This is a genomic window from Candidatus Caccoplasma merdavium (genome assembly GCA_018715595.1).
Lineage (GTDB): Bacteria > Bacteroidota > Bacteroidia > Bacteroidales > UBA11471 > Caccoplasma > Caccoplasma merdavium.
The window spans coordinates 1-20,025 of sequence record DVLI01000011.1 but is presented as its reverse complement, the minus strand read 5'-3'; the positions used below and the strand labels follow the sequence as shown (position 1 = coordinate 20,025).

At 43.3% G+C, this 20,025-nt stretch carries 20 protein-coding genes, 2 tRNA genes and 1 pseudogene; 6 read left to right on the top strand and 17 right to left on the bottom strand.

The genetic code is table 11. The features are described 5' to 3' along the window. Positions 1 to 3: 3 nt before the first annotated feature. Entirely contained in the window at positions 4 to 2,475 is a 2,472-nt protein-coding gene (gene priA, locus IAD09_03470) for a primosomal protein N' (protein HIT81285.1), read from the bottom strand. Between the two features lie 157 nt (positions 2,476 to 2,632). Between priA and IAD09_03465 the strand changes: the two genes are divergently transcribed. From IAD09_03465 to ung, 4 genes are all read left to right on the top strand, one after another. Then, a complete protein-coding gene (locus IAD09_03465) occupies positions 2,633 to 3,364 on the top strand; it encodes an HAD-IA family hydrolase (protein ID HIT81284.1) in 732 nt (243 codons plus the stop codon). Positions 3,365 to 3,371: 7 nt separating this feature from the next. Next, positions 3,372 to 4,430, top strand: coding sequence for a 3-dehydroquinate synthase (gene aroB / locus IAD09_03460; GenBank protein ID HIT81283.1), 1,059 nt, complete (start codon positions 3,372 to 3,374; stop codon positions 4,428 to 4,430). A gap of 97 nt (positions 4,431 to 4,527) precedes the next feature. Further along, positions 4,528 to 4,602, top strand: a tRNA-Pro gene (locus IAD09_03455). Between the two features lie 337 nt (positions 4,603 to 4,939). Then, on the top strand, positions 4,940 to 5,602 hold the full coding sequence (gene ung / locus IAD09_03450) for a uracil-DNA glycosylase (GenBank protein ID HIT81282.1): 663 nt from the start codon (positions 4,940 to 4,942) through the stop codon (positions 5,600 to 5,602). A gap of 544 nt (positions 5,603 to 6,146) precedes the next feature. Here the strand turns inward: ung and IAD09_03445 are convergent. The 11 genes and pseudogenes from IAD09_03445 to mobC all read right to left on the bottom strand — a co-directional run bounded on the left by IAD09_03445 (position 6,147) and on the right by mobC (position 14,170). Further along, positions 6,147 to 6,485, bottom strand: coding sequence for a hypothetical protein (locus tag IAD09_03445; protein HIT81281.1), 339 nt, complete (start codon positions 6,483 to 6,485; stop codon positions 6,147 to 6,149). A 14-nt stretch (positions 6,486 to 6,499) separates the two neighbouring features. After that, positions 6,500 to 7,480 (bottom strand): virulence RhuM family protein, encoded by a 981-nt coding sequence (locus tag IAD09_03440; protein ID HIT81280.1) that lies wholly within the window; start codon positions 7,478 to 7,480, stop codon positions 6,500 to 6,502. Positions 7,481 to 7,557: 77 nt separating this feature from the next. Further along, positions 7,558 to 7,790: pseudogene (locus IAD09_03435) on the bottom strand (ATP-binding protein). A 1-nt stretch (position 7,791) separates the two neighbouring features. Continuing rightward, entirely contained in the window at positions 7,792 to 8,592 is an 801-nt protein-coding gene (locus IAD09_03430) for a hypothetical protein (GenBank protein HIT81279.1), read from the bottom strand. After that, positions 8,589 to 9,578: a hypothetical protein gene (locus IAD09_03425; protein ID HIT81278.1), complete on the bottom strand. Its 990-nt coding sequence runs from the start codon at positions 9,576 to 9,578 to the stop codon at positions 8,589 to 8,591. Before IAD09_03425 ends, IAD09_03430 begins: the two co-directional genes overlap by 4 nt. 8 nt (positions 9,579 to 9,586) lie before the next feature. Beyond that, complete coding sequence (locus IAD09_03420; protein ID HIT81277.1) at positions 9,587 to 10,696, bottom strand: DUF262 domain-containing protein; 1,110 nt, start codon at positions 10,694 to 10,696, stop codon at positions 9,587 to 9,589. Between the two features lie 3 nt (positions 10,697 to 10,699). Then, positions 10,700 to 11,557 (bottom strand): DNA damage-inducible protein D, encoded by an 858-nt coding sequence (dinD, locus tag IAD09_03415; protein HIT81276.1) that lies wholly within the window; start codon positions 11,555 to 11,557, stop codon positions 10,700 to 10,702. A 5-nt stretch (positions 11,558 to 11,562) separates the two neighbouring features. Beyond that, the gene (locus tag IAD09_03410; protein HIT81275.1) at positions 11,563 to 12,597 is read right to left on the bottom strand and encodes an adenine-specific methyltransferase EcoRI family protein; all 1,035 of its coding nucleotides are present in this window, start codon (positions 12,595 to 12,597) and stop codon (positions 11,563 to 11,565) included. A gap of 4 nt (positions 12,598 to 12,601) precedes the next feature. Continuing rightward, positions 12,602 to 12,802, bottom strand: a complete 201-nt coding sequence (locus IAD09_03405; protein HIT81274.1) for a helix-turn-helix transcriptional regulator — start codon at positions 12,800 to 12,802, stop codon at positions 12,602 to 12,604. An 85-nt stretch (positions 12,803 to 12,887) separates the two neighbouring features. Beyond that, entirely contained in the window at positions 12,888 to 13,808 is a 921-nt protein-coding gene (locus IAD09_03400) for a relaxase/mobilization nuclease domain-containing protein (protein HIT81273.1), read from the bottom strand. After that, positions 13,805 to 14,170 carry a plasmid mobilization relaxosome protein MobC gene (gene mobC / locus IAD09_03395; protein HIT81272.1) on the bottom strand — a complete coding sequence of 122 codons (366 nt, stop codon included), beginning with the start codon at positions 14,168 to 14,170 and terminating at the stop codon, positions 13,805 to 13,807. Before mobC ends, IAD09_03400 begins: the two co-directional genes overlap by 4 nt. Positions 14,171 to 15,027: 857 nt before the next feature. On the opposite strand from mobC, the gene IAD09_03390 reads away from it, so the two are divergent. Both IAD09_03390 and IAD09_03385 read left to right on the top strand, forming a co-directional pair. Continuing rightward, on the top strand, positions 15,028 to 15,339 hold the full coding sequence (locus IAD09_03390; protein HIT81271.1) for a helix-turn-helix domain-containing protein: 312 nt from the start codon (positions 15,028 to 15,030) through the stop codon (positions 15,337 to 15,339). Positions 15,340 to 15,372: 33 nt separating this feature from the next. Beyond that, positions 15,373 to 15,675 (top strand): helix-turn-helix domain-containing protein, encoded by a 303-nt coding sequence (locus IAD09_03385; protein HIT81270.1) that lies wholly within the window; start codon positions 15,373 to 15,375, stop codon positions 15,673 to 15,675. Positions 15,676 to 15,750: 75 nt separating this feature from the next. On the opposite strand, the gene IAD09_03380 is transcribed toward IAD09_03385, so the two are convergent. The 5 genes from IAD09_03380 to IAD09_03360 form a co-directional block, all read right to left on the bottom strand. Next, on the bottom strand, positions 15,751 to 16,875 hold the full coding sequence (locus tag IAD09_03380) for a Fic family protein (GenBank protein ID HIT81269.1): 1,125 nt from the start codon (positions 16,873 to 16,875) through the stop codon (positions 15,751 to 15,753). A 199-nt stretch (positions 16,876 to 17,074) separates the two neighbouring features. Then, positions 17,075 to 17,941 carry a WG repeat-containing protein gene (locus tag IAD09_03375; protein HIT81268.1) on the bottom strand — a complete coding sequence of 289 codons (867 nt, stop codon included), beginning with the start codon at positions 17,939 to 17,941 and terminating at the stop codon, positions 17,075 to 17,077. 4 nt (positions 17,942 to 17,945) lie between these two features. Beyond that, positions 17,946 to 18,305, bottom strand: coding sequence for a hypothetical protein (locus tag IAD09_03370; GenBank protein HIT81267.1), 360 nt, complete (start codon positions 18,303 to 18,305; stop codon positions 17,946 to 17,948). Between the two features lie 167 nt (positions 18,306 to 18,472). After that, on the bottom strand, positions 18,473 to 19,711 hold the full coding sequence (locus IAD09_03365; GenBank protein HIT81266.1) for a site-specific integrase: 1,239 nt from the start codon (positions 19,709 to 19,711) through the stop codon (positions 18,473 to 18,475). Positions 19,712 to 19,954: 243 nt separating this feature from the next. Further along, positions 19,955 to 20,024: transfer RNA gene (locus IAD09_03360), tRNA-Phe, on the bottom strand. Position 20,025: the final 1 nt, after the last annotated feature.

The window sequence follows — 20,025 nt, the reverse complement described above, 5'->3', positions numbered from 1 at the left end:
CCGTTACAGCGGGTCTACGTCGTAATAGATGATGAGCCCCTTGAAACGGCTGTCGTCGGTCACTTCTTCCTGGGCCTGACGTAAAATTTCTCGTACTTTCTTGATGGACGCCGTGTGCTCTATTTTGAGCATGACGCGGCGAATGTATAGCAGCTGTATGCGCGCAACGGGTGGCGTGTGCGGTTCCGAGACCCGTTGTCCGAAAATGGGATAGAGGCGCCGGGCCAGGTTGCGGGTTGCGGCTTCGAGCGTCGTTTCGTCGCGGTGTTTGAGGTAGATGTAGATGAGGCGCGTGAAGGGCGGGTAGTTGAACTGTTGGCGTTCGGCAATCTGGGTGGCATACATGCCGGCATAGTCGTGACGCATGATTTGCCCGATGACCGGGTGTTGTGGTTGCGCCGTTTGTAGTATGACGCTCCCCTGCCGGTTTTTGCGTCCGGCGCGCCCGGCCACCTGCTCCATCATTTGGAACGCCCGCTCGTGGGCCCTGAAATCGGGATAGTTGAGCAACGTGTCGGCGCTGAGTATGCCCACGACGCTCACATGGTCGAAGTCGAGCCCTTTGGTCACCATCTGCGTGCCGATGAGAATGCGGCTCTTCTGTTGCTCGAAGTCGGCGATAATCTGCTCGTAGGCTTTGCGGTTGCGGGTGGTGTCGAGGTCCATGCGGGCAACAGGGTAACCGGGAAAGGTGTGGTGTATCTCTTCCTCGATGCGTTCGGTGCCGAAGCCGCGAATCACGATGCTTGCCTCGCCGCAGGAGGGACAACGGGTCGGCACTTCCTGCTCGTATCCGCAGTAGTGGCACACGAGGCGGTTGGTGTGCTTGTGGTAGGTGAGGCTCACGTCGCATCGGGTGCAACGGGGTGTCCAGGCGCACAGGCGGCACTCGACCATGGGGGCGAAACCCCGGCGGTTCTGGAAAAGGATTATCTGTTCGCCCTTGTCGAGAGCCTCTTCGCAAGCCTCTTTCAGTTGCGGGGAGAGGTTGCTGTCGTACGATACGCGGCGTTTGCGGCGCAGGTCGCCCATGTCGATGGTGAGAATGCGCGGGAGGTCGATTTCTTCGTGCCGGGTAAGGAGTTCCACCAGTCCGTATTTGCCGTTCTGGGCGTTGTAGTAACTCTCTATGGCGGGGGTGGCGGTGCCCAGCAGGGTCTTGGCGCCGTGCATCGATGCCAGGACGATGGCGGCGTTGCGGGCATGGTAACGGGGGGCCGGCTCTTGCTGCTTGTAACTGACCTCGTGCTCTTCGTCGACGATGACCAGTCCCAGGTCGCGGAACGGCAGGAATATCGAGGAGCGCACCCCGAGGACGATTTGGGCGCCCCGGTCGTGCAGCAGGTTGTTCCATATCTCCACCCGTTCGTTGTCGGTGAATTTGGAGTGGTAGATGACCAATTTGTCGCCAAACACCCGTTGCAGGCGGGAGGTGAGTTGGGTGGTCAGTGCAATTTCGGGAACGAGGTAGAGGACCTGGCGACCCTGTCGCACGACGGTATCGATGAGGTGCGTGTATATTTCGGTTTTTCCGCTCGACGTGACGCCGTGCAGCAGGGTGACGGCGTGGGTGGTGAACCGCTCGATGATGGCCCGGTAGGCTTTTTCCTGTATGGTTGTGAGGGGGTGGGGGGGCTCGGTGCGCAGGGGCCGGCAGGAGAGGCGGCTGACTTCTTTGGCGTAATTCTCGAAGATGCCTTTTGACAGGAGCGCGCTGAGAATCTGTTGGGAGACTTCCGCCCGTTCGAGCAGCTCCTTGCGGGAGACTTCGCGTGGCTCTCCCTTTTGCATGAACCGCGACAGTTCGAGGTAGCACATGAGCAGCCGCAACTGTTTCTTGGCGTTTTTGAGTTCCTCGAAGAGGTCGCGCAGTTTGTCGCCATCGCCCGGGGCGATGTGCGCCAGCCGTATGTAGCTCTCGGTGCGGGGTCGGTATTTGTGCCGCAGCTCTTCCGAAACGACAATCGCCTGTTTCTCCATGAGCGAGCGCACGAGCGGCAAGATGTTGCGCAGGCCGCTCTCTTTTTCGAGATCCTGCACGCTCATTTTCTCGTGGAGGCTCAGGGTGTCGAGCAGTGTGGCTTCGCGGTCTTTCAGCGGCGATTCCCCTTCGACGAACGCGTCGTTGCAGGAAATCTGCGTCTCGCTCTCGATTTTCAGCCCCGAAGGTACGGCGGCCTTGAAAACGTCGCCTACCGAGCAGAGGTAGTAGTCGGCAATCCATTCCCAGAAGCGCAGCTGCGGCCGCCGCAATATGGGGTCGCTGTCGAGAAGGGTCGAGATCTCTTTTACCTCATACCCCTGCGGTTCGTTGTCGTGCAGGTGGACGACGATGGCCGTGTAGTAGCGCTTGCGTCCGAACGGAACGATGACCCGGCTGCCCGACACGAGGCTCTCCTGCCACGTTTCGGGTATGCGGTAGGTGAAGTATCGCGCCAGCGGGAGCGGAAGGATTACATCGGCAAATCGGGCCATGGACGGAGAAATGTGTGCGGGTTTGTCGCACCCTGCGCCAGAAAGGAATCGCAGGGTTTGATGCATACAAAAGTAGAGAAAAATTTCGCTTTTTCATAATCCTTTTCTCGGCACCTGCCAAATAGTTTGTACCTTTGTGTGGTATTATCCTGTTTCTATGAGCGTATTGACAAATTCGTATTTGCAGAAAACCGGTTTCGGACACACCGACCTCCAAGCCGTGCTTATCGATATGGACGGTGTTCTCTACGACTCGATGCCTTATCATGCCGACGCTTGGTATCGGGCCATTTCGTCGTTGGACATACCTTGCACGCCCGAGGAGTTTTACCGTTACGAGGGGCGCACCGGGGCGTCGACCATCGATTTGATTTTCAACCGGGCCTATGGCCGCAATGCCACCGAAAGCGAAAAAGAGACGATATATGCCCGCAAGAGCGAACTCTTTGAGGCTTGCGGCAAGGCGCCGCTCATGCCGGGCGCTCTCGACTTCTTGCAGCAGGTGAAGGCGCGCGGCCTCACGCCGGTGTTGGTCACCGGCTCGGGACAACATTCGCTGCTCGACAAGCTCGCGCACGACTATCCCGGCATTTTTACTCCGCAGACGATGGTCACCGCTTTCGACGTGAAATATGGCAAGCCCAATCCCGAACCCTACCTCATCGGATTGCGAAAAGCCGGCGTGGAGCCTTGGCAGGCGATGGTGGTCGAAAACGCCCCCCTGGGCGTACAGGCCGGCGTGGCAGCCCGGGTGTTTACCGTGGCCGTCAATACGGGGCCGTTGCCCGACAGCGAACTGCTCGATGCCGGCGCCGACTGCCTCTTGCCCGATATGCTCTCGTTGGCCCGCCGCTTCGAAGAGATTTATTCACAATTAAAACTGCAATAAAACCGTCATGGCACAACAACTCCTTTTTACTCCCGATGTGGCCGCCACCCTCGATGAGGTGCTGGGTCGCTATGCCTACGACCGTCTGTTTGTCCTCACCGACGATAACACGCGACGCAGTTGCCTGCCCCTCCTTGCGCGCAGTCGGGCGCTCGCGACAGCCGATTATATCGACATTCGCCCCGACGATACCCACAAGACGCTCGAATCGCTTACCTCGGTGTGGCAGGCATTGAGCGACCGTCATGCCACCCGTCACTCGATGATCGTCAATCTCGGCGGCGGCATGGTCACCGACCTGGGCGGATTTGCCGCTGCCACGTTCAAGAGAGGAATACGCTATGTCAACATACCCACCACCTTGCTGGGAGCCGTCGATGCGGCGGTGGGCGGCAAAACGGGCATCAACTTCAACGGCTTGAAAAACGAAATCGGCGCCTTTGCTCCGGCCGAAGCCGTGTTGGTGACCACCGCCTTTTTTGCCACGCTCTCGCGGGAACATCTCCTCTCGGGTTTTGCCGAGATGCTCAAACACGGCCTCATCAGTTCGCCCGAGGTGTATGAGCCCTTGTTCTCCCTCGACCTCACCCGACCCGACACGCCCGAGATGCTCTCCCGTCTCGAAGAGTCGATAGGCGTGAAACAGCGGGTCGTGGCCGAAGACCCCTTTGAGAAGGGACTCCGCAAGTCGCTCAATCTGGGACACACCGTCGGGCATGCCTTCGAGAGCCTTTCGCACCATCGCCATCGCCCGGTGCAGCACGGCTATGCCGTAGCCTGGGGGCTTGTGTGCGAATTGCTGCTTTCGCATCAACGGCTCGGCTTCCCGCTCGAAACGCTGCGCCGTTTCGCCTCGTATGTGCGGGAGAACTACGGGACCTTTGTCATTACTTGCGATGATTATGATTATCTCTACGAGCGCATGACCCATGACAAGAAAAACGATGCCGATACCGTCAATTTCACGCTCCTCTCCGATGTGGGAGAGGTCGTTATCAACCAGACGGCCACCCGCGAGGAAATCACCCTTTCACTCGACCTTTATCGCGACATGTTCGGAATTTAATTTTCGTGATGCGGGTAAAGAACAAATTTTTCTGCAAAAAACGGTTAATTTGTTTGCAGGTATAAATAAAAGCCTTACCTTTGCGCTCACAAACAATCGGGGCGTAGCTCAGTCCGGTTAGAGTACACGTCTGGGGGGCGTGTGGTCGCTGGTTCGAATCCAGTCACCCCGACACAATACCTCGCAACTATTTGACAATCAGATAGTTGCGAGGTATTTGGTTTTTCAGCCGGGACAAAAACGGGACGGCTTTTTCTCAATATTCGCTCTCTTTTTCAAAATGGAGCGTTAAAAAAAGGACGAGATGGTTCCCTCTTGGACAGGGCGTATGTCGGGGACAGGGTGATTGCCTGTGTAACACGATTTTATCGAATCTTGCTGACTGCATCTTTCCTTTCGGGAAGACGCCCGTTTGTCGGCCGGGAATTTTCGATATTGCAGGCGGCGTGTTCCATTCCCGGCTAAGAATGAACGCATAGTGTCCGATGACCTGATAAATGATCGAGACGATGGAAGTGAAAATAGAAGAGAGTTGGCGCTGTCGTTTGCAGAAAGAGTTTGATAAGCCCTATTTTGGGCATTTGGTCTCTTTTTTGCGCGAAGAATACGCTCATGCCCATGTCTTGCCCAAAGGCTCGCAGATATTCCACATGTTCAATGCCTGCCCGTTTGAGAAGGTGAAAATCGTCATCTTGGGGCAGGACCCGTATCCCACCCCCGGACAATATTACGGAGTCTGTTTCTCTGTACCCGACGGTGTGACGGTACCCCCGTCATTGGCCAATATTTTCCGGGAAATCCATCGAGATGTGGGCACGCCCGTTCCTGTCTCGGGAAATCTCGACCGCTGGGTCGAACAGGGTGTTTTTTCGTTGAATTCGATTCTTACGGTGCGGGCATATCAAAGCGGTTCGCACCGCAATCAAGGTTGGGAGCAGTTTACCGATGCGGTGATTCGGCTGTTGAGTGAAGAGCGGGAAAACTTGGTGTTTATGTTGTGGGGGAGTTATGCCCGCGAAAAAGCGCCACTGATTGACGCACGCAAACATTTGATTCTCACGGCCGCACACCCTTCACCGCGTTCGGCCGACAAAGGCTTTTTCGGTTGCCGGCATTTCAGCCGGGCCAATGCATACCTCCGGGAGGACGGCCTTTCCGAAATCGTGTGGTGACATCGTCGTCGGTAACACCTGATAAAATCTCGATTCATTCTCATCGTTTCGATTGCACAAGGACGACATGTCGTGACGTCGCTTACTGCATCACACCCCTGACCGTGCGCGGTGCGGACATCGTTTTAGCCCTGTTCATGACAGAAACACCATCTTCGATGGCATTCGTGGGAATCGCTCCGATAAACTTCCCGTCAAAACAAGCCCCTTTTGCAGGATAATTTACAAGTAAGGCTTTGGCATTATCGACAGAATCTATCGCCCTGTTATTGATAGATTCACATAATAAAAAAGACCCGATGAAGTTCGGGTCTTTTTGTGGTGCCACCAGGAATCGTAATCTAACGATAAATGGCTGAATATCTTTGATGTATCTTTTAGCTAAAGAAGTAATCTCCCGCTATTGCTCCACCGGATGCTTGCAATATTTTGCAGTGTCTTGCGGAGTCGATTTCCTATTACTCTACAAAGGTAACGCTTTATTTTGAAATACAAGCAGATGCCTTGTATTTTTGCTCCACTTCGGTGTGGAATTCCAACCGATTTATTTTTTATTCAAATTACCAAGCATATCAATAAGCAAAGATATACCATCTACCATAGTCATTGTTTCATGTTTGGCTATTTGTTTGTTGCATTCTTCAATTTGCCGTTGGCACTCCAAAGCTAAATCATATTCTCCTTGTGTGCATTCTCCTATGATTCTAGCTTTGTACACAATATAGTTGCATATTTGTGATAACTCCACAATCATAGATCGGAAACGAGCAACTTGAGTTATGTTATATGCTAAAGAAGCACCTTCAACAATCATTTTTGCTTTCTCATCTTTTAATGTAGCTACTTTTGCCGTAAGAAAGGCTAAATCAATTGCATTATTCATATTATAATATCACTTTATTTCTTGTTTAATCTTTTAACCTCTTTGTCGAAATCACTTTCAAGCATATCCATTTCTCGCTTGCGGTATATCTCAAATTCCTTTTCAGCTTTTTCTATGGCTTGTTTATGTGAAATATTGCCTTTGCCAATCAGGATTTTTCGTTTGTGAGCTATAATCTGATTGTCAAGAGCTTCTATCCAATCCTTCATAGACATAGGGTTCATCTCCAATGCCTGGAATTCTGCAAAATCAAGAAATCCTGAAACTAACAGATTCAGTCGTTGCAGTTCTATTTCAGATAAATAGTTTTTCGCAATTTTTACATCATCTTTGGTTACGTAATTACCTTTGAAATTAGTCATTCCGACAAACGGTTTTTCATTGTCCACACGGTTGTATATTATTTCTGCAGCTGTATTCTCATGAACCGCATAATGCAGTTTGTTTTGCACGGTGGCGAAAAAAGTTTTAGTCATTTCACTACGAGGATCATAGTCCGTAGCTGTAGCATATATGTCCGTAACCTGCTGGTAAAAATTTCGTTCGCTACTGCGAATATCCCTGATACGCTGCAATAACTCTCGGAAATAGCGGTTTCCTCCCTGTTTCAGCCGTTCATCGTCCATCGCAAAACCTTTCTGAATATATTCATGTAAACGTTGTGTCGCCCAACGCCGGAAGCGTGTTGCTATTTGAGACTGGACACGATATCCCAAAGCTATGACCATATCGAGATTATAATGGTCTATATTACGCCTTACTTGACGATTGCCTTCCTGACGAACTAACAAGAATTTCTTGTTAGTTGCTTCTGCTATAAGTTCTCCATCCTTGTAGATATTGTCTATATGCTGACTAATATTCTGTTGTGATGTGTCATATATCTCTGCTAACTGACTCTGTGTCAACCATAAGTCTTCATCGGCAAAGCGTACCGATACACGAGTTATTTCGTTATCGTCCTGATATAGGATTATTTTATTTTCTTCGTTCATGTTTATTATCTAAATTATTGCCATTTGCTATTCCTCAAACTTACTTTCAATGCTGAACCTTTTGCCGTAAGGCGATATTATTGCAACCAACTTTGCTTGTCGTTAGGAAAAATAAACTCTATGTAGCTCACGTATTTGTTAGGAAAACCTTCCATTATTTTCTTGTTATCTGGATACCATATATTTCACCATTGTCTTTTATACCAATGTAAAGTACACCGCCTTGTGTGTTAGCAAAACCGCATATCCATTTTAGATATTCGTTGCGCCAAGATTCTTTGAACTCTATGTTTGGGGATTCAGTTTGCATATTATAGATTCATATTGTAAAAAAAGTTCCAAATAACAAGACTTATTATTAAGCATATAAAAAATATGATTATTCCTTTTACAATAGAAAGATTAAATCCGCATTCACGTTTAAATGTTTCTGAAATCTTTTCTTCATTATAAATCTGAATATCAGGTCTTCTTTTTAAAAAGTCCAATCTAATATACTGATACATATGGCAAATTGCATAAAAACATATGATAAAGAAATCTATTAAAAAATAGACAATACAAAATCTTATTAGAAATACCAATACCAAATTTAAAGTTGTAATAAGAGTTTCATTATTCCACTGTTTATAAGGGATAATATGGTATTGCGAAAAATCTACTTTTACGTTAAAACTTAATGTAAGAAGTATTAATATAATAACAAAGACAGATAGTAAGATTGCATAAGATGTTAATGCATTAAATTGATAAAAAAAATTCCATAAATGGAAATCTGTTACAGAGGCTTCTGTTTTATTGGAAGTCTCATCTTCTCGCTTTTTTATATTTAAAGACTCAATATGTTTGGATTTATCAAAGACGACAATTATTAAACTTAAAAATAGAGCAACCATGATGGATAGACAAGTCAAAATATGATCTGTTGCATCTGTCGTTAATCCTTGAGGAACAGAGATACAGAATAAAACGCTGATACATAATGCAATAATTTGCAAAAATGAAAAATATAATTTAGGCTTGCTCCCTTTTCCGTTAATATTTTTATATTGCCATTCATGTCCATCTTTAATGAGCTTAAATAAATAATATATAAGAATGTTACTATTCATTTGTGTTCAAAACCATATATTTCTAATTTTATTTTCTCTAAAAAGTTATCGCATAGTGATTTTAAATCATTTCTCTTAAAACCTCCATTTTCATCAGCAGAGATATACTCATCAATTGGTATGATAGGATGAATTTCATCTTCCTTATCTATTATAAAGGGTAATGATTTTTTTAAATCTTCATTTCTCATTACTCCTTTCTTTTTGCTAAAAGATGAAAGTGAATGTGTATTTCCCCCAATTCTTATACCAAAAAAATTTCCTATTTTATTTATTACAGTATCAGAATTGGACATATTCTCTCTACCTGTTTTGGGAATAATAGTTACTTTAATATCAAATTCTTCTGATTTTATCAAAGTTTCTTGTTCAGTCTGAATTTGTGTAACAAATTCTTGCTCATACGACAAACTACATAAATTTGCACCATCTATAAAATGCTCTTTTAACCATTTGGGATAGTATGTATTGACTCTGCATCCTTTTATAGTGTCAATTTTAAATAAATTCTCCATAAATGGTTTTATAGCTCTACGAATAGATGAATTTTCTTTAGATTGAACCATTAATATACCAATACTCGAATCCCAAGGAAAATATAAATAGAAGTAATATCTGTCTGTTATAATATCACTTTTATTAATTGTACGTCTTTTTGATAAATCTGATAACTTAGCAAGTTTACGAATAGAATTATAAGGACCGGCATCTATAAACCCTTCAATAACAAAAGATGAAGAATGAGATGTTAAGATTGTATTTATTTTCTCACCCTTCCCTTTGAATATTGTTAGTCCCATTTTTTTAGAATCAATACAAAAGACACTACTCCCTATTAATTCTAATAAGTTCCTATAAAAGAGATTAAATATCTTTGCTTTTGTTATAGATGAATCTGTAATTTTATTTTTCTTAATTATAACATTTTTGAGTGTCCCTGAACGTTTGGGAAGACATATCTGATATATATCGAGTTTATTAGCCATAATAAATATTATTTCCCTCCTTTTATTCTATTACAATTCTTACAAAGCATCTGGCAATTCTCAGCCACAGTAGTACCACCTTCTTTCCATGGTGTGATATGATCAGCTTCCATTTCCTCCAGCTCAAAGTGTTTTCCACAATGTACACAAATACCTTTCTGGCGTTCGTAGGCTTCACGTTTCTGTTTTTTATCAAAAGTACGGAAACTTAAATCACGTAAATCACCGCTCAGGACATAACGGTAAATACCGGATTTTTTCATGATTTCATCATCTTCCATCAAATCATGAATTTGTTTTTCCAACGCAGCGGTATCATAGACACCATCACCATATTTGTCGAACATTTCGCCCCAGTCCAAACCTTTCATTTCACGGCGGTACTTAACAAATGTAGAACGTATCCATGTGATGATTGATACGAAATAAGCCCAAAGTTTATTGGCATTTGGATCAAACTGATGCAAAGCCATATACTTGTCAATACTCTCTACACCGTCATGACGAGCTGCCCATTTTAAGATTGTGGATAAATATGCTTGTTCTATTGCATTTCCGTTCAGAAAATCTGCCCCCATTTTATATGCCGGGCAACCGTTCTTTGAGAAGTGTCTACGTGCGTCAGTTACAAAAGGTCCAGAATAAACTGCATTTAATAATTCTTGGTCAAGAAGTTTTTCTCCAGCAATGTTGATTACACGAAACCAATCCAACTTTTCCTTATCAGTTCCTTCACAAAAATAGACTGTTAATTCATAATTGAGGAATTTCTCTTTTTCCTCAGCTGTAAGTGTTGAATAATAAAGTGTACCTCGGTTAGGGTCAACTATATTGAAGTCATGGGTATAGAATCCGCAGATTGAAAGAGTACGTTGCTGTCCGTCGATCATTTCAAAATTGCCATTATCATCCACACTCCAATACATGATATTGAGAGGAAACCCTTTAAGTATAGTATCTATTACAGCCTGTTGTTGCTTTTCATCATAACGGAACTCACGCTGATAAGGTGGGCGTATATCCAACTTTCCATGGTAGCCTTTAACACCTGTATCCGGATCATTGACATAACCATCAATAAGATCTGCAATTTTTATTGATTTCAATTCTATCTGCATATCTTACTCCTTTCCTTTTTTTGAAGTTTTGCTTGTGCTTTGTTTCTTGGTCAAGGATTTTTCCTCAGATTTTAATCGCCGTTCTACCTTTTTTACATCCTCTCCCGGTGGCAACTGTTCCGGAACAATTCCACGTTGAAGCAGCATATTCCTTACAGCAGCATTGTTGTCTACATGCTCACGGGTTATTTGTTCTTGGCCATGCAAATCTTTCTGTTGTACATTCACTGAAGTCATTTCTGCAGCGAAATCTTTTGCTTTGATACTGATTGTTGGGAGAAAGTCTGCTAAAGGTCGATTGTCAGGAGCGCCTAATCTACGCTTTAATAATGCTGTGTCTAAATGAAATAATGCCTTGTCGCCTTTAGAACGGATAATGCCGAATCCTTTGTTATCCACGCCACGCTCATAAAGAATGCCAGACAGGCGGTTTTCCGTTTCAGCTAATTTGTTGCGTGCCACAACACGCTCATGTTCCAATATCCTCTTTTGTACCAATTCTGCTCGGCGTGTCTGTACAGCAAAGTAGTTTTGTGCAAATGCTACTTGTGCTTTGCGGGGGTCTCCATTTTGTGCTATAAGATAGCAGGCATATCGCGTCAGCATGTAGTCATTTACCTCACGTACAGAGCCAGAACCAAGCGTGACCATTTTGCTGACGTCAGCAAAATGGTATGTTGTTTCTTGACCTGCATTTTCACATGCTGTTTTTGCTTTCTCTATGATATTCTCAAAGTTACGCCATTGAGCATAACCCAATAAGGTAGATAGTTCTCTTGCACTCCAGCATTCCACACCTTCGTATTCATTGGCGATGGACTCAAATTGCTGGAATAGTTCTATTATTTCTTCGGCTTTCATAGTTCTTATTTTTTTCTTTGAATAAGGATTCTACTATATGGAACAACAACTTCCTCTCCATTCATCATATACAAATCTCCATCAACAGCACCTCGTTTTTGAATTTCTTTACGGTATTTTTTATGTTCAGGCTTATATGGTTTGACACCAGCAGCCAATCCTAGTCCTGCTATACCTACCCCAAGAATCTCAAATTGTTCTGGGTTATATTTATCCATAAATGTAATAGGAACCCCCATGACACCATTATAGTCACAAGGAATATCTTCTGTACGATTTATATTAATGGCATCAAAATTCTCAAATTTAGGATATTCCTCAGGAGTATAGTGCTTATAAAGGATTAAGTTTTCGTGCCGTTTCTTTATTTCAAGATTTGTAAACCAAGTAACACCAGACACGCGAATCATTCCTTCACGATGATCTCCAGCAGTAGCAGTATCTTCGTAATGTGAAATGAAATGTCCTGCACCACCCTTAAATCCGTAACCAAGCCATAACTTGTTTTGTTGGATTAGTGGAAATATCTCTTTATATTTAATTGCATTTTGATGTCCTATAATCAAAAACTTCTTGTCATATTCAATCAGTTGAGCAACATATTCTCTAAATAATGAGAATGGAGGGTTGGTAACTACAATGTCTGCTTCTTTGAGTAATTCTATACACTCTTTACTTCTAAAGTCGCCGTCTCCTTTCAGTGGCATTACTCCTATTTCATTTGCATCCGGAGTATGATTTCCATTCTTGTCTCCTTCATAAATTAGATATACAGCCTGTTCACTTTGGTTTTGGCTGAATAAATCCATATTCTGGTTCTTGTAGCATGTAGTAATCAGCTTTTTCAAACCAAGGAACTCAAAATTATATGCAAAATAGGTAAAGAAGTTACTTACTCGTGGATCATCACAGTTACATAATACAGTTTTACCACGAAAATGTTCGCGATAATGTTTTAGCTCATTATTGATATCATCAAGCTGAGTATAAAACTCATCTTTCTTTGCTTCCTTTGCCTTATTTAGATTTTTATTTGCCATACTTTTACATGCTTTTATTTAATAGCTCTCTAATATCCACATTTAGCAATCCTGCAATTTTAGACAAGGTCGCTAAATCAGGTTGAATCTTATTGGAGCACCATTTAGAAACGGTGGAACGATCTTTTCCAAGTTGTTCAGCCAACCACTTTCCCGTTTTGTTTTGTTCTACTAATACGACTTTTATTCTATTCAAATTTTCCATTATAGACCGCATTGTTGGTATATAATACAAATATAGTGTTTATATATGAAACAAACATATATAGCGGAAATATTTTTTTCATACTTTACCATCTTATTTTACGTTGTTTTTTCTTTTTCTTCTTTCTCAAATAATCGTCCGGATAGCCTTCAGGTTGTTCCGGTTGCGGGTTAGGTGTGAACAGACCTAAAGAACCGCTGTATAATTCATAGCCATGCGGTTCCTGTTGATATGCCGGTTCACTCTGAACAACTACCTGTCTTTTTGTTTCCGAATATGCTGGTGTCTTTAACGCGGCATCTATCTTGGAATAGCTGAACTGCCTGTCAATTTTGGAACCGCTGAAGGAATAGCCGTTCATGATGAACACGATACCCTGTACTTCATCGGATTTCCCCTTGTATTTGAACCGTACATCCACTCCCTTTTCGTTTAATCCGGCAATCAGCTCCTTCCAGTTTCCGGCTTTTCTGACTTCCGTTTTAAGCAGACTGTAAAGTTCATACTTTGTCTTGTCCGGTTCCCTTAAGCGTTCAGTCTTGACATGATCCTTGCCTTTGGCCATGTGAAGACCATATTTCAAGGTCAGTTCCTTGCAGATGCGTGCACTCCGTAACCGCTCGTTTTTGTCGGATATGGTCCTGCCGTCATTATCTATCCGGTTGTAGGCAATATGTATATGGGGATGCTCCTTGTCGAAATGTCTAGCTATAAAGAACTGTGTGTTCCTTATGCCCATCCGTTCCATGTATTCCAAAGCTATTTCTGCCATAATCCGGCTGGTCAGCCTGCTTTCATCCTCTTTGGAAAATCCCAGTGCAATGTGTCCGACCGGTCTGGATACTTTCGGATTCATGCCGGCCTGTGCTTCGAAAGCCTTTGTTATTGTAGCAACATCCTCAATGAACAAACCGGCATGTGCGATAATCCTGGCATCCTTTTTACTGTCAATGATATAGCCGGTAACCTCACGGAATCCGCTTCCCTTTACAATCTTCGCAATCATAGCAGGATATGGTTCAGAAGTTCTTCGATTCTTGCCACCTGTACACGGCATTCCAGCTTTGCCGTATCGAACCCTCCGGCATTTGCCTTATGAGCCAGCTGGTTCAGATTGTTCGCCATACCGCATAGCTTACGGATATAGTCGGAATGTTCCGCTGTAAGTCTTTGCCGGACATATCCCTTACGGAAACATTCCCTCAAGTATTCGCTTGCCGATATGCCTGCGCTTCTTGCCCTGCTTTTCAGCGTGTAGTAATCCGGTGTCGCCAGTTTCACGGTAACACGATATTTCAGTTTGTCGGTCGTACTCTTGGGAGGACGGCCGCCCTTGTTGTTTCTTTCTGTATTCTGTTTCTTTTCCATCTGTTGACTATTGTATAAAATGAATGTACTGATTAGACCAGCGGGATGAACCTCTCACTGCATCCAGTAGTGGGAGCAAGCGGTTTCGGTCTGCCCGAAACACAAACTTGCTCCACTAAAAATCAGAATCCCGCTATTTTGAGCGTCTCTGAATATGCTCCCTATAAATTGGGGAGAAATAATACCGTTGTCGGTATCATCTTATGGAGGGGACAGGCCTGTTTTTCCGTTTCTGTTCATCATGTATTTTCTCATTTTGTTTGCCATGTTCCGATATGTCTCGGTATGAATTGTCTGGCAAAAAAAGAATATAAGTTTCCAATAGTCAAACAGTTGGTCGGGATGTGACAACAATGTGGCCTGTTGCAGTTTGCATGCGGAGCAATCGGTGTGGAATGCGGTATTTTTCTTGTTTGAAGAAACAATGAACCGGGGAGTCAAACAGTTACTGATCTATTGACTTGAATATTTACTGACTTAATGTCGTATTGTCGTACTGTAGTAAATATTCATGTCTGTGAATCATTGAAGGAACACTTCTTTGCTTCCTTATCTAATCAATGGCTTGGAAAAGTGATGAAGTAAGGTTACATGGAAATAAACCATTCCTTATCCATTGCTATGGACCTTTATTGAATCAGGTTCATAGATCTTTTATTCTGTAATTCATTATTGGATGGAGTCCCTGAATGTAGGAATATTTGCAGAAAAATGATATGAATGTGACCTCATAACTAGGATAATCAGCGCCACATGCTGCCAGTTAAGCGGAAACCATTGCCTTTCAGAATATATGGCTTTTCTTTGTCGCAAACAACGAAAAAGAATAAACATCAATCAACAAAAAAGGAAACGATATGGAATTTGTAGGAATAGAAAAGCAACTGTTTGAGGAATTGGTGCGTAAGTTTGAATACTTTGAGCATCGGGTCATGGAAATTTGCAACCGGGAGAACGACAGGACGCTGCACAAGTGGATGGACAATCAGGACGTATGCCGGTATCTGAACATTTCGCCCCGCACCTTGCAGACACTCCGTGATAACGGCACACTGCCTTTTTCTCAAATCAATCACAAGATATTCTATAAGCCGGAGGATGTACAGGGTATCGTCAAGAAAGTTGAGGACAGAAAAAAAGAGGCTATTTACAGAGGACGTAACATATAACAGTTAAACAATAACCACTAAATCCATAATAACATGAGTGAACTGAGAACAGACAGCAGAGAATGGGTACACCGTATCATGGGAAGTCTTGACCGTATGCTGGTCGGGATTGAGAATCTGGCGGTCGGAAACCGTCCCGTACTGGGTGGCGAACGCTATCTGACTGATAAGGAAGTGTCGGCACAATTAAAACTGAGCAGACGTACGCTTCAGGATTATCGTAATGAAGGAAGAATATCCTATCACCAGTTGGGAGGTAAAATCCTTTACCGGGAGAGTGATATTGAGAAAATGCTTCAGGAGAATTATCGGGAAGCATATATGAGTGGTAAATAAAAGATAGGCATAAAGGCTGTGTGCCGGTCTGGATGAACCGATGTCACACAGCCTTTATGCTTGTATGATGAACAATTATACATCTTCAGGCATGGGGATGACAAGGATAGAGTCACTGCACCGGATTCCGTAGAATACGTCACGAACCCGCCCCTGCTGAGGAACCAGCACACCTTTTTCCACCAAATCTTTTATATCGCGTGCTGCTGTATCTGGTGATACCTTTACACGTTTTGCCCAGTTTTTAGCCGTCAGTTTGCCGGGATAACCGTCCAAATATAAATTCAAAACTTCACGTTGTCGTTCGGACAGGGCTGTTTCGGCATGGGTTTGCCAGAATATGGCCTTGTTAAGAACCTTCGACAATGTTTCGTCGGATTGCTCGACGGAACGGAGCAGGCAGTCAAGATACCAGATAATCCATTCAGTAATTTCACAATCTCCCTTCTGCGTTTTCTCCAATATGTCGTAATACTGTTTTTTATCCTTATTTATCTGATGGGAGATACTGAAGAAACGCATCTTTGAGTCTTCAGCCTGTGAAAGTGCCATATCAGCAATGGCTCGTCCGATTCGTCCGTTTCCGTCATCGAAAGGATGGATACAGACAAACCACAAATGGGCTATCGCCGATTTGACATAGCCGTTATGTACATCTGAATTGAACCAGTCCAGAAATCGATTCATTTCTTCGTCTATTCTTTCAGGAGCAGGCGCTACATAATGTACCTTTTCCCGACCGAACATTCCAGAAATAACTTTCATCTCTCCACTGCGGTATCGGGCTACATCTATTTTCGTTGGACCGCTCCATCCGGTAGGAAACAAGCAGTTGTGCCAGCCAAAGAGTCTTTCATGGGTAAGCGGACTGTTGAAATTGACAGTTGCATCAAGTGCCATTTCCACTACTCCGTCTATATATCGTGAGGATTCGGTCGGATTCGGTAGTTGTACTCCAAGTTTGCGGGCTACAGATGAACGTACCTGCTCATTGTTCAATTCCACTCCTTCAATTTCTGATGATGCAATGATGTCATGAGAGATGGATTCAACTACGGCAGACATCTTGTCGTTAAAACCGATTACACTAAGGCGTCCAATCAGATAACCGACAGCTTTGTTTACCTTGTTCAGCTTCTCACCGACAAGTTCCTTGTTCCACGAAAAATAAGGCCATTCTTTATGTTCATGTATATACATAGGTATCACTGTTTTCTGCAAATATACGGTTTTGCGGATAATTAACCGCAAATTTTGCGGCTTATTATCCGCATGAAATAGTGAAATCAATATTTATCAGCATTTTAGATATGCTTGACTAACTCTTGTGATTTTACTTTGTAAACCTTAAATAATTTATAGATTAAAGTTTCTTTTGATTTATTTTTTCAGAAATGAATTATTCGTATGTATCAGCTAATCCAGACTCGACATCTTCTCTAGACCAACCATCATAATATGCCCGTTCGTCTCCATATGGGTCACTCCAACTGTCTGAATCTATTGTATTTTCTTCTTCATATTCCCAAAAAGTTGTATTAGAAAGTTGTTTAGATGATTTTTCCCTATGTCTTTTATAAATACTTTTTTCAAAGTTTGTTTTTCCCGTATCTTCTTTTTCATGTAGAAGCAAAAAGAGAGAACCGGCACTATTGGTAACTACTGATATAACTGGCGAAGTTGGTTTACATTTTAATGCAACATATCCAGTGTGGCACCCGTAAGAGAAAAATAGCTCTTCTGTCTTTGGATTTACCTTAACATCTATACGTGTACAATTAAAAATAGCTTTGAAATCTTCTATCGGATATGTTGCTATATATTTGAGATCATCAAAAATAACATATTTAGGAATGGCATAAAGATTTATTAAAATCTCTTTATTATTAATGAAAGCTTTAATCGAATGTAGATAACTTTCATTAAGAGACCATATCTTATCATATTTTATAGGTACAATGACATTACCATTTGTATCTATAATTCCCCATTTGTCTTTCCGGCTTATTGTATTATAGCGTACAACCCGCGCATATCCACAAACGAATTGTGGGTCACACCAAGAATATAAATCGAATGGCACTATGAGTTTATTATCTTTATTTATATAACCGTATTGGAACTTATTGTTTCTAACAAGAGCTAAGCCGCAACTGAATGGAAACATCTCCTTATACTGGGGTGAAATAATGACATTACCATTATAATCTTTTAGACCATAAAGTCCGTTTTCTTGGTATATTATTAAATCAGAATTAGCTGTCATATAGCTACATGTTTATATACATTATAGGATTTTGTCGATTATGCACAATTTTTGATATATCTTGATTCAGATAAGGAGAATCGAATATTTGTTCTCCTTCAAATTCCCATCTTCCTTTGTATCTCTCACATTGAGTCGTAAACCAGCGATGCGGCTTGAAGACCCCAATAATATAACCTCTACAAATTGCAAAAACTAAATCTGCATTATTGGCTCGTTGACCATTTAATCTCCAATATTTGCGGGTACATTCATATAAATTCGGACGTTCACAACCCAAATATGTTTTGCTTACATTGAAACAGATAATTCGCTCATCTTTCTGAGGTACAAAATCTCCATAATCTCTGAACGGCTCAATCATATCTTTTCTTTAATATTTATTTTCAAAGATAAGGATTTGTCTCGATAAAGCTAATATAAAGCTTATCTAAAAGAATCATGCGGATAATTAACCGCAGAATTTGCGGCTTATTATCCGTATGATAGAATAATTCAACATAATTTCTAAATTGTTTGAATGGGTTGCTGTTAACGAGAAAGATTGCCTGAAAGTACATCCCTTACATTATTCATATCTTTCAGAATGGAACTGTCGAGTACCCTCGCATAGTGCTGCGTCATCTTGATATTGGAGTGACCGAGCATTTTGGCTACATTCTCAATGCTTACCCCATTGGCCAAACAGACAGATGTGGCGTACGAGTGGCGGGCAGTGTGTGTAGTCAGGTTCTTCTTTATCAGGCATAGGTCGGCAATCTCTTTCAGGTAGCTGTTCATCTTCTGATTGCAGGGGACAGGCAGCAATACTCCTTTCTTTTTGCAGGCAGGATAATCTGCATATTTTCTCAGGATTTCCAAAGGAATATCCAGCAGCGGAATATTGCACATGTTCTTTGTTTTCTGACGCGGCTTCCTGATCCACAGGTTTCCGTTGTTGTCTTTTACGATATGCTCAGGGGAAAGCTGTTGCACGTCGATGAAAGCCAGACCGGTAAAGGCGGCGAAAATAAAAACATCACGGACTACGGTGATTCGCTCCAGAGGAAACTCCTTGTGGTAGATGGTCAGCAGTTCGTCCGTGGTAAGAAATTCACGGATTACTTCTTTTTCGTGGAACTTGATACCGATAAACGGATCCTTGGCTATCCATTCATTGGCCAGTGCCAGATTGGTAATCTTCTTCAGACACTTCATATAACGGATGACGGTATTCTGCTGACATTCCTTTTCCGTCTTCAGATAAAATTCGAAGGCACGTACCAGTTCACCGTTGACTTCCGCCAGCGGCAGATCATCCTTTCCGTATTTCTGTCTGATAAGTTCGGCAAGATAGCGCTTGCAGCTTTCATAACGGCGAACGGTAATCAGGGCATAGTCTTTACCGACCAGGGCACGGCATTGGTCATTGTGCTCCTGCATGGTACCGATGAGGGTGCGTACCGCTTCCGGTTCTTTGTCCTGTCCGAAAAATATTTCCTGTAACAGACGTGCCGTTATCGGCTGGTTCTGTTCTTCCAGCTCACAAAAAATCTGATGTAATTTGATTCTCGCATTTTCGATATAGGCATTCAGATCGCATGATTTGCGACTTTTGCCTCTGGCAGATTCCTTTGCCTGACTCCAAAGGGATGGGTCAATGCTCTTGCGGATGTTGTTTTCAACTCGCGTACCATCTACAGTGATACGCATACAAACGGATGCTTCTCCGTTTTTCAGCAGCTTGGTCTTCTTCAAGAAGAAAAGCACATTAAATGAACTTCTTTTCATTTTCCTACAGTTTTTAGTTTGGACAAAAGTAGGAAACCGACCACGTTTTCTTGATACGCAAAACATTGCAAATCAGTGAGAAAGGCTCTAATTCGGTGGAGATTTTTGCTCCACCTTTTATCTCCACCTTTTGCTCCACCTCGAACGGTAATATTTTGCCGTTTTTTGCGTGCTTGGGGAAAACAAAAAATCCCGATTTCGCTTGGAAATCAGGATTTTACTGTCTTTTGCTTTTCTTCAAAGTGGTGCCACCAGGAATCGAACCGGGGACACAAGGATTTTCAGTACTTTGCTCTACCAACTGAGCTATGGCA

Coding starts and splice junctions, on each gene's coding strand:
- priA (HIT81285.1), bottom strand. CDS start 2,475: ATGGCCCGATTTGCCGATGTAATCCTTCCGCTCCCGCTGGCGCGATAC.
- IAD09_03465 (HIT81284.1), top strand. CDS start 2,633: ATGAGCGTATTGACAAATTCGTATTTGCAGAAAACCGGTTTCGGACAC.
- aroB (HIT81283.1), top strand. CDS start 3,372: ATGGCACAACAACTCCTTTTTACTCCCGATGTGGCCGCCACCCTCGAT.
- ung (HIT81282.1), top strand. CDS start 4,940: ATGGAAGTGAAAATAGAAGAGAGTTGGCGCTGTCGTTTGCAGAAAGAG.
- IAD09_03445 (HIT81281.1), bottom strand. CDS start 6,485: ATGAATAATGCAATTGATTTAGCCTTTCTTACGGCAAAAGTAGCTACA.
- IAD09_03440 (HIT81280.1), bottom strand. CDS start 7,480: ATGAACGAAGAAAATAAAATAATCCTATATCAGGACGATAACGAAATA.
- IAD09_03430 (HIT81279.1), bottom strand. CDS start 8,592: ATGAATAGTAACATTCTTATATATTATTTATTTAAGCTCATTAAAGAT.
- IAD09_03425 (HIT81278.1), bottom strand. CDS start 9,578: ATGGCTAATAAACTCGATATATATCAGATATGTCTTCCCAAACGTTCA.
- IAD09_03420 (HIT81277.1), bottom strand. CDS start 10,696: ATGCAGATAGAATTGAAATCAATAAAAATTGCAGATCTTATTGATGGT.
- dinD (HIT81276.1), bottom strand. CDS start 11,557: ATGAAAGCCGAAGAAATAATAGAACTATTCCAGCAATTTGAGTCCATC.
- IAD09_03410 (HIT81275.1), bottom strand. CDS start 12,597: ATGGCAAATAAAAATCTAAATAAGGCAAAGGAAGCAAAGAAAGATGAG.
- IAD09_03405 (HIT81274.1), bottom strand. CDS start 12,802: ATGGAAAATTTGAATAGAATAAAAGTCGTATTAGTAGAACAAAACAAA.
- IAD09_03400 (HIT81273.1), bottom strand. CDS start 13,808: ATGATTGCGAAGATTGTAAAGGGAAGCGGATTCCGTGAGGTTACCGGC.
- mobC (HIT81272.1), bottom strand. CDS start 14,170: ATGGAAAAGAAACAGAATACAGAAAGAAACAACAAGGGCGGCCGTCCT.
- IAD09_03390 (HIT81271.1), top strand. CDS start 15,028: ATGGAATTTGTAGGAATAGAAAAGCAACTGTTTGAGGAATTGGTGCGT.
- IAD09_03385 (HIT81270.1), top strand. CDS start 15,373: ATGAGTGAACTGAGAACAGACAGCAGAGAATGGGTACACCGTATCATG.
- IAD09_03380 (HIT81269.1), bottom strand. CDS start 16,875: ATGTATATACATGAACATAAAGAATGGCCTTATTTTTCGTGGAACAAG.
- IAD09_03375 (HIT81268.1), bottom strand. CDS start 17,941: ATGACAGCTAATTCTGATTTAATAATATACCAAGAAAACGGACTTTAT.
- IAD09_03370 (HIT81267.1), bottom strand. CDS start 18,305: ATGATTGAGCCGTTCAGAGATTATGGAGATTTTGTACCTCAGAAAGAT.
- IAD09_03365 (HIT81266.1), bottom strand. CDS start 19,711: ATGAAAAGAAGTTCATTTAATGTGCTTTTCTTCTTGAAGAAGACCAAG.